Genomic DNA, 13487 nt, shown 5'->3' on the forward strand with positions numbered 1-13487 from the left:
CGATCATGACACTCGCTCTCGTCTCCAAGCCCGACACCGACACCCCCGTCCTGGAACCGGTGACGCTGCCCGCGCCCGGCGCCGGCGAACTGCGCGTCCGGGTCATCGCGGCCTCGGTCGACCCGGTCGATCTCTTCCTGGCCGGCGGCTCCGGCCGGACGGTGTGGGGCCTGACCGGCACGATCGGCCTCGGCTCGTCGCTGACCGGCATCGTCACCGGGATCGGCGACGGCGTGACCGGTTTCGCGCCGGGTGACCGGATCGCGGCGGCCCACCCGGTGCTCGGCGCACCGGCGCGCGGCCACGCCGAGGAGACCGTCGTGCCGGCGTACGCCGCCGCGCCGCTCCCGGCGGGACTCGACCCGGTGGCCGCCGCGACGGTGCCGCTGAACGGGCTGACCGCGGCCCAGCTGCTCGACCGGCTCGGCCCGGCCGGCGGGCGCACGCTGCTGGTCACCGGCGCGGCCGGTGGCGTCGGCGGGTTCGCGGTCGCGCTCGCGGCCCGGGCCGGCTGGGCCGTCACCGCGCTGGCTCGCGGGTCCGACCGGGACTTCGTGCTCCGGGCCGGCGCCCGCGAGCTGGTCACCGAGCTGCCCGGCCCGGCGTTCGACGCGGTGGTGGACGCCGCCGTGCTGGAGGCCGCCGCGCTCGGTGCGGTCCGCGACGGTGGTGCGCTGGCCGGCCCGACGTCCGCGCGGCCCGCGACGCCGGAGCGCGGCATCACGGTCGACCTGGTCGACTCGCAGCCGGACGGCGACCGGCTCGCCGCGCTGCTCGCGCTCGCCGCGGACGGCGTGCTGGAACTGCGGGTGGCCGGCACCGTCCCGCTGAGCGACGCCGCCCTTGCGTACGGCAACGTCGCCGCCGGTGGTGGGCGTGGGCGGTGGGTGTTGCTGGCGGATTGACACCTGCGACGGACGTGCGCGCCGCGGGGGCCGGTACCGTCGCGACATGCACGCGTATGACCGGGAACCCGGCGCCCTCGTCGGCCGGGCCGCGGAGAGCCGGCGCGTCGCCGCCCTGATCGACGGCGCTCGCGCCGGCCGGGGCGGCGCGCTCGTGCTGACCGGCGAGGCGGGGATCGGCAAGAGCGCGCTGCTCGACCAGGCCGCGGAGACCGCCGGCGGCTTCCGGATCGCACGCGCGTCCGGATCGGAGTTCGAGCAGGAGCTGCCGTTCGCCGGGCTGCACCAGCTGTGCCTGCCGATCCTCGACTCCCTGGACGTCGTCCCGGAATCCCACCGGGACGCGCTCCGCGTGGCGTTCGGCCTGGTCACCGGCGTGCCCGATCTGCTGCGCACCGGCCTGGCCGTGCTGGAACTGGCGACCGCCGCCGCGCGGGACGCACCGCTGCTGCTGGTGGTGGACGACGCGCAGTGGCTCGACCCGGCCTCGACCCGGGCGCTCGCCTTCCTCGCCCGCCGGGTCGGCGCCGACCCGGTCGCGGTGCTGATCGCGGTCCGCACCCCCGGCTCCCCCGTTGAACTGGACACGCTGCCCACGCTGGCCGTCGCGGGAATCAGCGACGACAACGCCGGCGAGCTGCTGACTCTGCACAGCCCGTTGCCACTGGACGAGCGCGTCCGGGACCGGCTCGTCGCCGAAGCGAACGGCAACCCGCTGGCGCTGCTCGAACTGCCCCGGGCCGGAGGATTCGCGCCGCCCGCGACGTCCTCGGTGCCGACCATGATCGAGCGCGGCTTCCAGGCGCGGCTGACCGGGCTGCCGGACGAGGCGCGCCTGCTGCTGACCGTCGCGAGCGCGGACCCGACCGGCGACCCCGGCCTGCTCTGGGCGGCCGCCCGTACCCTCGGTATGGACGTCACCCGGGCCGGTGCGGACGCGGCCGCGACCGGGCTCGCCGACTTCGGCACCCGGGTCCGGTTCTGTCATCCGCTGGCGCGGTCGGCCGTCTACCACGCGGCACCGGTGGCCGAGCTGCGCGTGGCCCACGGTGCGCTGGCCGAGGTCACCGACCCGGTCGTGGCGCCGGACCGCCGGGCCTGGCACCGCGCGCAGGCCTGCGGCGGGCCCGACGACGACGTCGCCGACGACCTGGAACGATCCGCCTCCCGGGCGCAGGCCCGGGGCGGCGTCGCGGCGACCGCGGTGTTCCTGGAACGCGCCGCCGCGCTGACGATGGACACCGGCCGGCGGATCGCCCGCACGCTCGACGCGGCACAGGCGCACATCGACGCCGGCGGTACGGACGCGGCCGCGGATCTGCTCGGCACGATCGACGCCGCCGTGCTCGACGAGCAGCGGCTCGCACGCGTCGACGTGCTGCGCGGCCGGATCGCGTTCATCCGCTCCGACGACGACTCCGGCCCCGCGCTGATGGTGCGCGCGGCGCGCCGGCTCTCCGCCACCGACCCGGACCGCGCCCGCGAGTGCTTCCTGGACGCGGTCGAGATGGGGCTGGTCGTCGGGCGCGCCGGCGGACTGATCGAAGAGATCATGGCCACGGTACGGGCGGAGGCACCCCCGCCGACGTCGCCGGACGTCCTGGACGCGCTGGTCGTGCTGTCCACCGAGGGCCACCACGCGGCGGTCCCGCTGCTGCGGGCCACGCTCGCCGCTCCGCTGTGGAGCCGGCGGCCCGCGCTCGCGTCGATGATCGCCGGCGAGATCTACGACCTGGAGACGCTCGCCGCGCTCGCCGAGTGGCTGGTCGACACGGGCCGGGGGACCGGCTCACCCACGATGCTGCGGCTCGGGCTCGCGCAGCGGGCCGTCGACGCCACGCTCACCGGCGACATCGGCCAGGCGCTGGCCGCCACCGCCGAGGAGGAGGCGGTCGCCGAGGCCACCGGCGGCACCCCGCTCCTCTACCACCGGCTGCACCTGGCCGCCCACCGTGGCCGCCGCGACGAGATGCTGCCGCTGCTCGATGAGGCCACCCGGGGCCCGGCCCGCGTCACCAACGTGAACTGGACCACGGCGATCCTCCACAACGGACTCGCCGACTACCCGGCCGCGCTGGCCGCGGCCCGGCGCGCGGTCGAGGGCGGCGAGTTCTTCCTCAGCGGCGCGGTCCTGCCGGAGCTGATCGAGGCCGCGGTCCGGTGCGACGAGCCGGACCTCGCGGCCCGGGGCCTGGACGCGCTGACCGTGCGCGCGGAGGCCGTCGGCACCCCGTCCGCCCGCGGTCTCGCCGCGTCCGCGCGCGGCCTGGTGACCGGCGTCGAGGACCACCACCGGGAGGCGGCCGAGCTGCTCGGCACGAGCCCGCTCGTGCCGTACCGGGCCCGTGCTCACCTGCTCTACGGCGAGTGGCTCCGGCGCCGCAGCCGTCGCCGCGACTGCCTCGTCCACCTGCGCACCGCGCACGAACTGTTCGCCGCGACCGGGGCGGACGCGTTCGCCCGCCGCGCCGCCACCGAGCTGCGCGCGACCGGTGAACGCGCCGTGCACCGCGCCACCGGTCCCGCCCACGAGATGCTGACCATGCAGGAGATCGCGGTCGCCCGCCTGGTCGCCGCCGGTGCAATGTCGAAGGACGTCGCGGTCCAGCTCTTCATCAGCAAACGCACCGTCGACGCCCACCTGCGCACCATCTTCCGCAAACTCGGCATCACCTCCCGCGCCCAGCTGCGCGACCACCCCGACCTCGCCTGAGCGGCCGGATCACGCGACGTGCGATCCGGTGATCCGATCCGGGCCGGCCTCCGGGCCGCCCGGAGGCCGGCACCCGATCCGGGGTCCCTTCGGCAGGGCCGATGGTGCACCGGCGGATGACGGCATATCGTAGGTACGGGTCAAGCCGCGTGCCCGTCATGGTCATCAGACGGGAGGTGCGCCCATGGCCGGCTCACGAACAGATCCTTCACTGCTCTCCGGCTCGCAGCGCGCACCGGCCGCGATCGACGAGCATCCGGACACCTGGCTGGACGTGCGGCACGTCGGCTTCTTCGGTGCCGCGGGCATACACGCGCTGGTCCGGGCGCACCGGCACGCCACCGGCCTCGGGCGCAGGTTCGGGCTGCGCGGGGTGCACGGCATCACGGAGCAGGTCCTGGCCATCGCCGATCTGGAGCACGTGATCCCGGCGATCCGGTAACGGCCGCGCCCCGGGAAGCCGCGCCCCGGAAAGCCGCAACCCGATCCCCCTCCCGGGACCGTCCGGCATCCGTCCGCCCGGGCGGACGACGGTCCGCCGGCCGCGGCCGGTACCGCGGTGCCGTGCCCGCACCGCGACGAACTCGCCGCCGGGCCGGCCGGCGCGTGCGCGAGTCCAGCGGGCCGGCCGGTTCACGTCCACGACCGGAGGGGACGGAGACCGGCGTGCGGCCGGAGCGACGCTTTCCGGACGTCGTGGCGGGCCCGCGCGACGGGTCCGGCGAGTGACGGGCGTCGGGGTCTCGCGCCCGATCAGTCCACGACCGCCACCGGAGACGCTCGGGTAACATCATGCTCTCCACTGACTTCGCCGAGTCAGCGTTCGCGTCAAGCAGCGGCGCGTGTCCTGTGAACCCCCGTGGTTCCGGATGGCACCGATTCTTCGATGCCGCCCTCGGAGGCGGCGGTCCGCTGCAGGGGAATCCGACAACGATGGCGCAACAACCGGCCGAACCCATCAGTGCCACCGCGCAACTGGCACTGATCAAACTGACCGAGATGGATCTAGTTTCAGTCCTGCGCCACGTCACCCACATCGCCCGGCGAACGCTGCCGGGCAGCACCGACGTGTCGGTGACCATCGTCGAGGGGCGCCGGCCCTACACCGTGGCCTCCACCGGCGAGACCGCCGCGCAGCTCGACGAGTTGCAGTACCAGATCAAGGACGGACCGTGCCTGCGCGCCGCCACCGAGAAGGCGGTCGTGCACATCCGGGAAACCGCACAGGACACGCGTTTCCACCGATGGCCGGCCCAGGCGGCCGCGGCCGGCGCGGGCAGCATCCTGTCCGTACCGCTGACGATCCTGGAGGACGTGGACGGGGCGCTCAACGTCTACGGCCGGGTCGCCGACGCGTTCGACGACGACACCGTCCTCGCAGCCCGCGCCTTCGCCGAGTACGCCGGCGCGGTCCTGTCCAATGCGCACCTCTACGACCGGACCGCCACGCTCGCCGAGCAGATGCGCACGGTGAGCGTCGTGGTGGTGTCGTAGAGGTGTGCGTTCGCCAGCGCGACCGCCGCGTACTCCGCGAACGACGCGGCCATCCGCACGGCCGAGTCGTCGAAGGCCTCGGCCGTGGTGCTGTAGACGTTCAGCGCGCCGGTGACGGACTCCTGGACCGGCAGGCCCATCGACAGCGAACTGTCCGCCCCAGTTCCACCGCCTGGGACGTCCACTGTGGCCGGCGTGTCTCCGTCGCGATCCGGGACAGCACCATCGCCCCGGCCGTGCCGGCCGCGTCCAGGCAGGGGCCGCTGCCCAGCGCGTACTGCGTCTCGTCCAGGCGGAGCGCCAGCTCGCTGGTGAAGGCCGCGGTTCGCGCCTGCTGGTCCCGCACCAGCGTCACGGAGACCTCGTCGGCGCCCGGGACCGCCCGCCGGGCCAGGTCGGCGATCATGTTCAGCACGCCGTTGAGGTCGGTCTCGCTCAGCTTGATCCGGGCCAGCTGCGCGAAGGCCGCCTCGGGGTCGATGGATTCGCTGGTGGCCACGGCTCTCCCGCCCTGCTGTACCGAGCGCCCGGCCGGCAGCGACACGGCTCCGGCAGAACGATCACTGCGGGCCTCCATCATCGATGAAGCCCGGGACCGCGCCGCTGTGTGACGCCGACTCGCCGATGCCATGGGACATCCGCCACAGATCGGTGCAGTTTACCTCCGCGGTGTCCGAACCCGGCCGCGCGCACGAACCCGTTTGCCTCCGCCGCGAAGGGGTATCCGGCCACTTCGACGATGGAAGGTACTGCGGGTGGACATGTCGGAGGAGGACCGGAGAACACGGGCGACGGAAGCGAACGGCACTCCAGCCCTCGTCACCCAGGATCTGTTCCCTCTCGCCGGGGCGTCCCGGATCGCGCGTGGCATCGTGACCGAGGCCTGCCTGCGCTGGGACCTGCCGCAGGCGGTCGCGCCGGCCGCCCTGATCGTCAGTGAGCTGGTCGGCAACGTGGTGGACCACGCTCACACGATCATGACGTTGGAGATCACCCTCTTCCCGGGCCGCCTGCTTCTCTCCATGCGCGACGGCAGCCGTCTCCCGCCGGTCCCCCGGCAGGGCATGACCGCGACGTCGGCCCGCGGCCGCGGGCTGCTCCTGATCGAGGCGGTCAGCACCGACTGGGGCTACCGTCTCGACGCGGCCGGCAAGACCGTCTGGGCAGCCCTGGAGATCACCCCCTAGCACCCGTGCCGAAGCGGTGGTCTGACCGATGTGGTCGCCGGGCGGTACCCACAAGGCCGCTGTGACCTGCGGATACGATGCGTCGCGGCAACCCGCCCCGCACGGCGTACGGCCGGGCGGGTGTAGTATCGAGTCGTCCGGTGCCGGTGCCATCCGTCTTGAGGTGCCATCGACCGGCGAGCCCCGTAAGGGGGCGCCATGTCTTTTCCTCACCCCTCTTCTCCCCGCGCGGAGTCCTCCGGCGACGCCGATCGAGTCCCGCCCGTCGACACCGCGGCACCACCACGGCATCAGGCCGTGGCACGTCCGCGCACTCGCACCGGCGCCACCTGGTTCGGCGTCTGCGTCGCGGCGCTGCTTCTCGTGGTGCTGACCGTCTTCATGCTGCAGAACACCGGCGACGTCGAGGTCAGCTTCCTGGCCTGGCAGGGCACGGTGCCGCTGGCGCTGGCGCTGCTCACCGCCGCCGTGGGGACCGCGATCCTCACCATGGCGATCGGCACCGCGCGCATCGCCCAGCTCCGCCGGGCCAACCGGAAAATTTGATCTCCACCGATACACCACCCACCGCCGCGCGTACCGCGCCGCCGGTGGGTGGGAGGGACTCGTCATGACCAGATCCACCGCCCATGACCGGATGACAGTCCGGTCGACCACGCCACCGACCACCCCCCGGCTGCGCCTCGCGCCGGCCGAGGCCCGCCGCACCCTGCTGGACGGCGGCTGGTGGCCCCGGTCCGCCGATCCGGTGGCCGAGCTTCCGGGGCTGGTGCTGGCCATCGACGGTCTGCACAGCCGGGTGATCCGGCTGGTGCTCGCCGCCGACGGCTGGGCCGAGCATCCCCGGCGCCTGGAGGTCGAGCCCGGCCGGGTGGTCCGGCTGGGTTACTTCGCCAGCCAGCCGACGAGCCTGCTCACCGCCCTCTGCGACCACGGGGAACGGGTCGACCTGCTCGTCGTGCCGCCGGACACGGACGAGGACCGCGCCGACGCGGCGTTGCTGCTGTCCACCGAGGTGGACAATCCCCGGCACGCCCCGCAGATCCTGTCCACGGTCGAGACGAACCACGCGCCGGACCGGCAGCCGGTGCCCGCGCGGTAGTGAGCCGGACGTGTGCGGTGGATCTCGTCGGGAGCCGGCGCGGATCCACCGCACGTCTCGGCACCACCGACGGTCACGGCCGACGAGCGTCGGCCGTGGCGACCGGCCGGACGTCGGCGACCGGCCGGACGTCCACGAGCACCGTCGCCGACGATCTCACGACTCGGGCCGGGTCACGCCTCCGTCGCGGGGCGCGGCACCGTGGCCGCCGCGACCGCGAACGGGTGGCGCAGCCGACACATGGCCACCTCGTCACAGTCGGACACGGGCGGGGCGGGCTGCAGATCCTCCGCGGACGGCGGTGCGAGAAACGGTGTCGCGCTTGCGCCGGGGGCGGACGTGGGCGATGACGTGGAGGTCACGGCGGGAGGCGCCTTCCTCGAATGGCACGCCACGGGGAGCTCGGGCCGCTGGCCACGGAAATCGCATGAACGCGCCGGACGAATAAGAGTAGAAATGCCGAACGGCGGCCCGCTGAACCAGTCGGGCCGCCGTTCGCAAAAATCAGATCAGATGACGCGGATGTTCTCCGCCTGCGGGCCCTTCTGGCCCTGGGTGATGTCGAACTCCACCCGCTGGTTCTCCTCGAGGCTGCGGTAACCGCTGGCCGAGATCGCGGAGAAGTGGGCGAACACGTCAGCGCCGCCACCCTCCGGGGTGATGAAGCCGAAGCCCTTGTCGCCGTTGAACCACTTGACGGTGCCTGTAGCCATGTCTGCTCCTTCGCAGAATGTTGGAGACCGCACTGTGCGGACCCACACGCCGCTGCGTTGATCACCCGCGTCGGAACCGACACGAACAACGAAAAGCGCCTGGATGAATCACATGATCCATCAGGCGCCGAGAACGTCTAAGGAAATCAAAACTGCAACCCGGCAACCGTAGCACAGAAAATGTGCCGCCATCGTACTTTTGATTTTCGGGCTCCTCGATCACCGCCGAACCGGTCCGTGAGGATGAGGCGGTGGACGTCGACTCGATTCTGGTTTTTGTTCTCGTCACCGTCGCGGTGGCCGGCATGGTGCGGTGGGCCGCCGACCGGACCGGGATGCCGGCCGCCGCGCTGTTGACGCTGCTCGGCGTCGGGTACTCCCTGTTGCCCGGTCCGGACATCACACTCGACCCGGACATCATCCTGACCTTCGTGTTGCCACCGCTGCTGTACAGCGCGGCCCTGGACTCGTCGATGCTGGCGATCCGCCGCAACCTGCGTACCGTGGTGAGCCTGTCGGTGGTCCTGGTCCTGCTCACCGCGTTGCTGATCGGCCTGGGCTTCGCCTGGTTCGTCCCCGGCGCCACCCTCGCCGCCGGCATCGCGGTGGGCGCGGCGGTCGCACCACCCGACCCGGTGGCCGCGCTGGCGGTCGGGCGCCGGGCGGGGCTGCCGCCCCGGATCGTCACGCTGGTCCAGGGCGAAGGGCTGCTCAATGACGCCACCGCGCTGACCATTCTGAGCGTCGCGGTCGCCGCCGCCACGGGTGACGGGTTCTCCGCGCCGTCCGCGGTCGGCCAGTTCCTGGTCGCGGCCGCCGGCGGCGGGGCCGTGGGCGTGCTCGTCGCGTACGCCGTCCGGCTGCTGTCCCGGCCGTTGCGCGGCGACCCGATGCTGGCGAACGCGGTCTCGCTGGCCACCCCGTTCGGCGCCTACCTGCTCGCGGAACGGATGCACGTCTCCGGTGTGCTCGCGGTGGTCGTCGCCGGGCTGATCGTCGGTCACCACACGCCGCGCGCGGCCTCGGGCGCGGGCCGGCTGCAGACCAGCGCGGTCTGGCGGCTGGTCGACTTCCTGCTGGAGGGCTTCGTGTTCCTGCTGATCGGTCAGCAGCTGCCCGAGGTGGTGCGAGGACTCGCGGGATACGACACCGCCACGGTCGTCGTCGCGGCCGGCATCACGGTCGGCGTGGTGCTGCTGCTGCGGCCGCTGTGGCTGCTGCTCACCCTGCTGCTGCCCGGTGTGCTGCGTCCCCGGTGGAGTGCGGGACGGCCCGCCCGGCTGACCGGCCGAGAGGTCGTCGTGCTGAGCTGGGCCGGCACCCGGGGCGTGATCAGTCTCGCGGCGATCTTCACGCTGCCGCTGGTGACCGAGACCGGGGCCGAGTTCCCGGCGCGCGATCTGCTGCTGTTCTGCACGTTCGTCGTCGTACTCGTCACCCTGGTCGGTCAGGGTCTGACGTTCGCCCCGCTGGTCCGCCTGCTCGGGCTGCACGCGGACGACAACGACCAGGCCCGGCTGCGCAACGAGGCGCGGTCGGCCTCCGTCCGGGCCGCGCTCGTCACGCTCGACGAGCTGGAGGCGCAGGAGCACGACGACATCGAGGGCCACGTGATCGACACGATGCGCGAGCAGCTCCGGGCCCGGCTGAACCGGTACCGGGACCGGCTCGTGCTGCTGCGGGACAACGACTCGGCCGACGCGCCGGTCTCGGCGATGTACGAGGCCGCGTTACACGTACGCCAGGTGGCACTGGACGCGCAGCGCGAGGAGCTGCTGCGCTGGCGGGACGCCGGACGGCTCTCCGACGAGGGCCTTCGCGTGCTGGAACGCGAGCTGGACCACGAGGAACGGCTGCTGCCGGACCGGCCGGCCCGCCGGTGAGGCACGCGCGCTCACGCGTTCAGGTACGCCAGTACCGCCAGCACCCGGCGGTTGTCGTCGTCCGAGGGCGGCAGGTCGAGCTTGGTCAGCATGTTGTTGATGTGCTTGCTCACCGCCTTCTCGGTGATTCGCAGTTTGGTCGCGATCGCGGCGTTGGAACGACCCTGCGCCATCTCGCCGAGCACCTCCCGCTCCCGCGCGGTGAGCACCGCCAGCGGCTCCCGGCGGGCGAGCAACTGCGAGATCACCTCGGGGTCCATGGCGGTGCCGCCGCCGGCCACCCGCTGCACCGCGTCGACGAACTCGCCGACGTCGGAGACACGGTCCTTGAGCAGGTAGCCGATGCCGCCGTGCGGGGTGCCGAGCAGTTCCCGGGCGTAGAGCGGCTCGACGTGCTGGGACAGCATCAGCACCGGCAGGCCGGGCACCCGGGTCCGGGCGGCGATCGCGGCCTGCAGCCCCTCGTCGGTGAAGGTGGGCGGCAGGCGGACGTCGAGCACGGCCACGTCCGGCCGGTGCTCGAGCAGCGCGGGCAGCAGCGCGGGACCGTTGTCGACGGCGGCGACGACGTCGAGGTCGAAGGCCCGCAGCAGCCGGGTCAGTCCGTCGCGGAGGAGTGCGTGGTCCTCGGCGATCACAACGCGCACGGCAACTCCATGGTGAGCACGGTCGGACCCCCGCGTGGGCTGGACAGTTCGATCTTGCCATCGAAGGCGGCGAGGCGGCGTTCGATGCCCTGCAACCCGGTCCCGCCGGAGGGGTCCGCGCCGCCCGTGCCGTCGTCGGTGACGACCATCCGCAGCACGCCGTCCTCGTACCGGGCGAGAACCGATCCGTGCCGGGCGCGGCTGTGCCGGATGACGTTCGTCAGCGCCTCGGCGACGGCGAAGTACGCCGCGGACTCCAACGGCAGATCCGGCCGGGCCGGCAGTGCGATGTCGACGGTGACCGGGATCGGCAGGCTGAGCGCCAGCGCGCGCACCGCGCCGTCCAGCCCACGCTCGGCCAGCACCGGCGGGTAGATGCCACGGACGAGGTCGCGCAGCTCGACCAGCGCGGCCCCGCTGGACGCCCGGGCCTCGGCGAGCAGCTTGTGCGCCTCCGCCGGGTCACGGTCGATCAGCCGGTCGGCCAGCCCGATCAGCATGCTCAGCGAGGCGAGCCGGGCCTGTGCGCCGTCGTGCAGGTCGCGCTCGATCCGGCGCAGCTCCGCCGCCTGGGCGTCCACCGTGCCGGCCCGGGTGACCGTCAGCTGGGTGACGCGCAGACGCAGCTCGGCGGCCTTGGTGGGCGCCAGCAGGACCCGGGCGAAGAGCGCGTCGACCCAGCGCAGCCACGGTGCCAGCCACAGCCCGGCGGCGAGGATGACCGCGCCCTGCGGCACGCAGACCAACCCGGCGACGAACGAGTCGACGGACCAGACCGCGCCGTAGCCGTACCAGCCGGTGCCGAGCCAGATCCACAACGGCGTCAGCGTCAGGCCCGCGATCCCGTACAGCGGCACCAGCACCCCGATCGCACCGAGCGCCAGCCCGATCACCGCGCCGGGCAACAGCCAGGCCACGTCGCGCCAGGTGGCCGGGTCCGTCACGGTCCAGCGGAAATGCTCCCAGCCGCCCGCAACCGCCCGGGCGGAAGGCGGCCGGTAGGGGCGGGTCACCAGCACCCCGGCCCGGGAGGCGAGCCGGCGCTCCAGATCGGCGCGCATGCGGATCACGGTCATCGTCCACGGGAACAGCGCCAGCCCGAGGTACGGTACCGGCGTCAGCGCCAGCGTCACCACGGCGACGACCAGCAGCAGCACGTTGGTGACCGCGAGGCCGATCGCCGCGAGACCGGCCAGCACGGCCCGCACGCCCCGCCACGTCCAGCGGCCCAGCCGCGCACCGCCACCGCGTCTCTTCACGGGCCTATGCTCCCTCGCCGGCGAGTGCGATGGTGGTGCTACCACCACCGGGCCGTGGGTCGTAGCGCTCCTGACGCGCCGCGTCCCGGACGGTGTGATGAACGTATGACAACACTGGCGGTCGCGACCGTACCGAAGCCGCGGACCAAGACGGGCGGCAGCGACTTCGCCGTGCTGGCCCGGCGCATCAACGCGTCGGGTCTGCTGGAACGGCAGACCGGGCACTACGTCGTCCGGATGGCCGTCGTCGCGCTCATGCTCGCCGGTGGCTGGACCGCGTTCTTCCTGATCGGCTCGTCCTGGTGGCAGCTGCTGACGGCGGCGTTCCTCGCCGTCACGTTCACCCAGATCGGGCTGCTCGCGCACGATCTCGCGCACCGGCAGGTGTTCCGCACCAAGCGGCCCGGTGAGATCGCCGGCCGGATCGCCGGCAACCTCGGCATCGGGATGAGTTACGGCTGGTGGATGGACAAGCACACCCGCCACCACAACAACCCGAACCACGACGACCTCGACCCGGACGTCGCCCCCGAGGTGCTGATCTGGGCCACCGAGTCGGCCGTCGGGCGCCGTGGGCTGAAGAGTTTCATCGCCCGGCACCAGGCCGCGCTGTTCTTCCCGCTGATCACGCTGCTCGCCGCGGACCTCAAGATCTCCAGCATCAAGGCCCTGCGCAACGGTACGATGAAACGCCCGCGCGTGGAGGCCACGCTGCTGATCATGCACGCCGTCGGCTATCTCGCCGCGCTGCTGTTCGTGCTCTCCCCCGTGCAGGCCGTCGTGTTCCTGCTGGTGCACCAGGCCCTGTTCGGTCTCTACCTCGGCATGACGTTCGCCCCGAACCACAAGGGCATGCCGCACCCCACCGGCGACGAGGACTTCCTCCGCAAGCAGGTGCTGACCTCCCGCAACGTCCGTGGCGGCCGGTTCACCGACGCGGCGCTGGGCGGGCTGAACTACCAGATCGAGCACCACCTGTTCCCCGGCATGCCGGCCCCGAACCTCCGCAAGGCCCAGCCGATCGTCCAGGCCTACTGCGCGGAGATCGGCGTCCCGTACGAGCAGACCAGCCTCGTCACGTCGTACCGCCAGGCACTGCAGTACCTGCACGAGGTGGGCGCCCCGGCCCGCGCCGAGCACGCGGCACGCACCGGACGGTGAGTTCACGTGTGGACGGCCCTTCGGGGCCCTCCGGGCGAGGCGCGCGCAGTACCGTCGGGAATGACGGAGAACGTGACCGGCGACGATCCGCGCGAGCCGCACCGAGCGGCGGTCGCGATCCGGCCGGTCCGGAAGGAGACGACCGTGTCCGACAACGCTGAAATGATCATCCGGTTCCATCCGGTGGGCGGTGAGGATGTCTCCGTGCTGACCAGTGACTTCTCCGGCCCGGACGAGGCGATCGAGGCGATCACCCGAGCCCTGGACGAGCGCCGCACCCTGGTTCTCACCCGCGCCAGGTACGACCGGGCGGCGGACGAGAACGCCGTACTCATCAATCTGGCCAACGTGGTGTCGGTCCGGGTGGCCGGCCAGGACAGCGCGGCGAGCGGGCAGTACCTGTAGGACGGTGCCGGGTCCGGG

Annotated in this window: 15 protein-coding genes; 10 read left to right on the plus strand and 5 right to left on the minus strand. The window is 72.9% G+C overall.

Annotated features, from left to right (window positions below):
* Positions 1–5: 5 nt before the first annotated feature.
* The 4 genes from J2S44_RS14120 (at position 6) to J2S44_RS14135 (ending at position 5112) form a co-directional block, all read left to right on the plus strand.
* Positions 6–905 carry an alcohol dehydrogenase catalytic domain-containing protein gene (locus tag J2S44_RS14120; RefSeq protein WP_310413188.1) on the plus strand — a complete coding sequence of 300 codons (900 nt, stop codon included), beginning with the start codon at positions 6–8 and terminating at the stop codon, positions 903–905.
* Positions 906–951: 46 nt separating this feature from the next.
* Complete coding sequence (locus J2S44_RS14125; protein ID WP_310413190.1) at positions 952–3618, plus strand: helix-turn-helix transcriptional regulator; 2667 nt, start codon at positions 952–954, stop codon at positions 3616–3618.
* Between the two features lie 184 nt (positions 3619–3802).
* A complete protein-coding gene (locus J2S44_RS14130) occupies positions 3803–4060 on the plus strand; it encodes an STAS domain-containing protein (protein ID WP_310413193.1) in 258 nt (85 codons plus the stop codon).
* A gap of 557 nt (positions 4061–4617) precedes the next feature.
* The gene (locus J2S44_RS14135; protein ID WP_310413196.1) at positions 4618–5112 is read left to right on the plus strand and encodes a GAF domain-containing protein; all 495 of its coding nucleotides are present in this window, start codon (positions 4618–4620) and stop codon (positions 5110–5112) included.
* On the opposite strand, the gene J2S44_RS14140 is transcribed toward J2S44_RS14135, so the two are convergent.
* Positions 5049–5252 (minus strand): GAF domain-containing protein, encoded by a 204-nt coding sequence (locus J2S44_RS14140; RefSeq protein ID WP_310413199.1) that lies wholly within the window; start codon positions 5250–5252, stop codon positions 5049–5051. The two genes, J2S44_RS14135 and J2S44_RS14140, sit on opposite strands and share 64 nt — an antisense overlap.
* On the minus strand, positions 5213–5611 hold the full coding sequence (locus tag J2S44_RS14145; protein ID WP_310413202.1) for a hypothetical protein: 399 nt from the start codon (positions 5609–5611) through the stop codon (positions 5213–5215). The genes J2S44_RS14140 and J2S44_RS14145 overlap by 40 nt, the downstream gene beginning before the upstream one ends.
* Before the next feature lie 262 nt (positions 5612–5873).
* Here J2S44_RS14145 and J2S44_RS14150 point away from each other — a divergent pair, with 262 nt between their 5' ends.
* The 3 genes from J2S44_RS14150 to J2S44_RS14160 all read left to right on the plus strand — a co-directional run bounded on the left by J2S44_RS14150 (position 5874) and on the right by J2S44_RS14160 (position 7401).
* Positions 5874–6299: an ATP-binding protein gene (locus J2S44_RS14150; RefSeq protein ID WP_374727980.1), complete on the plus strand. Its 426-nt coding sequence runs from the start codon at positions 5874–5876 to the stop codon at positions 6297–6299.
* Positions 6300–6596: 297 nt separating this feature from the next.
* Entirely contained in the window at positions 6597–6845 is a 249-nt protein-coding gene (locus tag J2S44_RS14155; protein ID WP_310413208.1) for a LapA family protein, read from the plus strand.
* Between the two features lie 64 nt (positions 6846–6909).
* Complete coding sequence (locus J2S44_RS14160) at positions 6910–7401, plus strand: DUF5994 family protein (protein WP_310413212.1); 492 nt, start codon at positions 6910–6912, stop codon at positions 7399–7401.
* Between the two features lie 509 nt (positions 7402–7910).
* Here the strand turns inward: J2S44_RS14160 and J2S44_RS14165 are convergent.
* The gene (locus tag J2S44_RS14165; protein ID WP_310413215.1) at positions 7911–8114 is read right to left on the minus strand and encodes a cold-shock protein; all 204 of its coding nucleotides are present in this window, start codon (positions 8112–8114) and stop codon (positions 7911–7913) included.
* 251 nt (positions 8115–8365) lie between these two features.
* On the opposite strand from J2S44_RS14165, the gene J2S44_RS14170 reads away from it, so the two are divergent.
* A complete protein-coding gene (locus J2S44_RS14170; protein WP_310413218.1) occupies positions 8366–9997 on the plus strand; it encodes a Na+/H+ antiporter in 1632 nt (543 codons plus the stop codon).
* Between the two features lie 11 nt (positions 9998–10008).
* Here the strand turns inward: J2S44_RS14170 and J2S44_RS14175 are convergent, their stop codons facing one another.
* Both J2S44_RS14175 and J2S44_RS14180 read right to left on the minus strand, forming a co-directional pair.
* A complete protein-coding gene (locus tag J2S44_RS14175) occupies positions 10009–10644 on the minus strand; it encodes a LuxR C-terminal-related transcriptional regulator (RefSeq protein WP_310413221.1) in 636 nt (211 codons plus the stop codon).
* A complete protein-coding gene (locus tag J2S44_RS14180; protein ID WP_310413224.1) occupies positions 10632–11903 on the minus strand; it encodes a sensor histidine kinase in 1272 nt (423 codons plus the stop codon). The genes J2S44_RS14175 and J2S44_RS14180 overlap by 13 nt, the downstream gene beginning before the upstream one ends.
* Before the next feature lie 105 nt (positions 11904–12008).
* On the opposite strand from J2S44_RS14180, the gene J2S44_RS14185 reads away from it, so the two are divergent.
* Together J2S44_RS14185 and J2S44_RS14190 are read left to right on the plus strand one after the other, a co-directional pair.
* Positions 12009–13064, plus strand: coding sequence for a fatty acid desaturase family protein (locus J2S44_RS14185; RefSeq protein ID WP_310413227.1), 1056 nt, complete (start codon positions 12009–12011; stop codon positions 13062–13064).
* Positions 13065–13124: 60 nt separating this feature from the next.
* Complete coding sequence (locus J2S44_RS14190; RefSeq protein WP_310413230.1) at positions 13125–13469, plus strand: hypothetical protein; 345 nt, start codon at positions 13125–13127, stop codon at positions 13467–13469.
* Positions 13470–13487 lie beyond the last annotated feature (18 nt).

The sequence above is a fragment of the Catenuloplanes niger genome (assembly GCF_031458255.1).
GTDB classification, from domain to species: domain Bacteria; phylum Actinomycetota; class Actinomycetes; order Mycobacteriales; family Micromonosporaceae; genus Catenuloplanes; species Catenuloplanes niger.

Excerpts from the sequence above, each read along its gene's own strand:
- J2S44_RS14120 (WP_310413188.1), top strand. The coding sequence starts at position 6 with ATGACACTCGCTCTCGTCTCCAAGCCCGACACCGACACCCCCGTCCTG.
- J2S44_RS14185 (WP_310413227.1), top strand. The coding sequence starts at position 12,009 with ATGACAACACTGGCGGTCGCGACCGTACCGAAGCCGCGGACCAAGACG.
- J2S44_RS14160 (WP_310413212.1), top strand. The coding sequence starts at position 6,910 with ATGACCAGATCCACCGCCCATGACCGGATGACAGTCCGGTCGACCACG.
- J2S44_RS14140 (WP_310413199.1), bottom strand. The coding sequence starts at position 5,252 with ATGGGCCTGCCGGTCCAGGAGTCCGTCACCGGCGCGCTGAACGTCTAC.
- J2S44_RS14190 (WP_310413230.1), top strand. The coding sequence starts at position 13,125 with ATGACGGAGAACGTGACCGGCGACGATCCGCGCGAGCCGCACCGAGCG.
- J2S44_RS14165 (WP_310413215.1), bottom strand. The coding sequence starts at position 8,114 with ATGGCTACAGGCACCGTCAAGTGGTTCAACGGCGACAAGGGCTTCGGC.
- J2S44_RS14135 (WP_310413196.1), top strand. The coding sequence starts at position 4,618 with ATGGATCTAGTTTCAGTCCTGCGCCACGTCACCCACATCGCCCGGCGA.
- J2S44_RS14150 (WP_374727980.1), top strand. The coding sequence starts at position 5,874 with ATGTCGGAGGAGGACCGGAGAACACGGGCGACGGAAGCGAACGGCACT.
- J2S44_RS14125 (WP_310413190.1), top strand. The coding sequence starts at position 952 with ATGCACGCGTATGACCGGGAACCCGGCGCCCTCGTCGGCCGGGCCGCG.
- J2S44_RS14130 (WP_310413193.1), top strand. The coding sequence starts at position 3,803 with ATGGCCGGCTCACGAACAGATCCTTCACTGCTCTCCGGCTCGCAGCGC.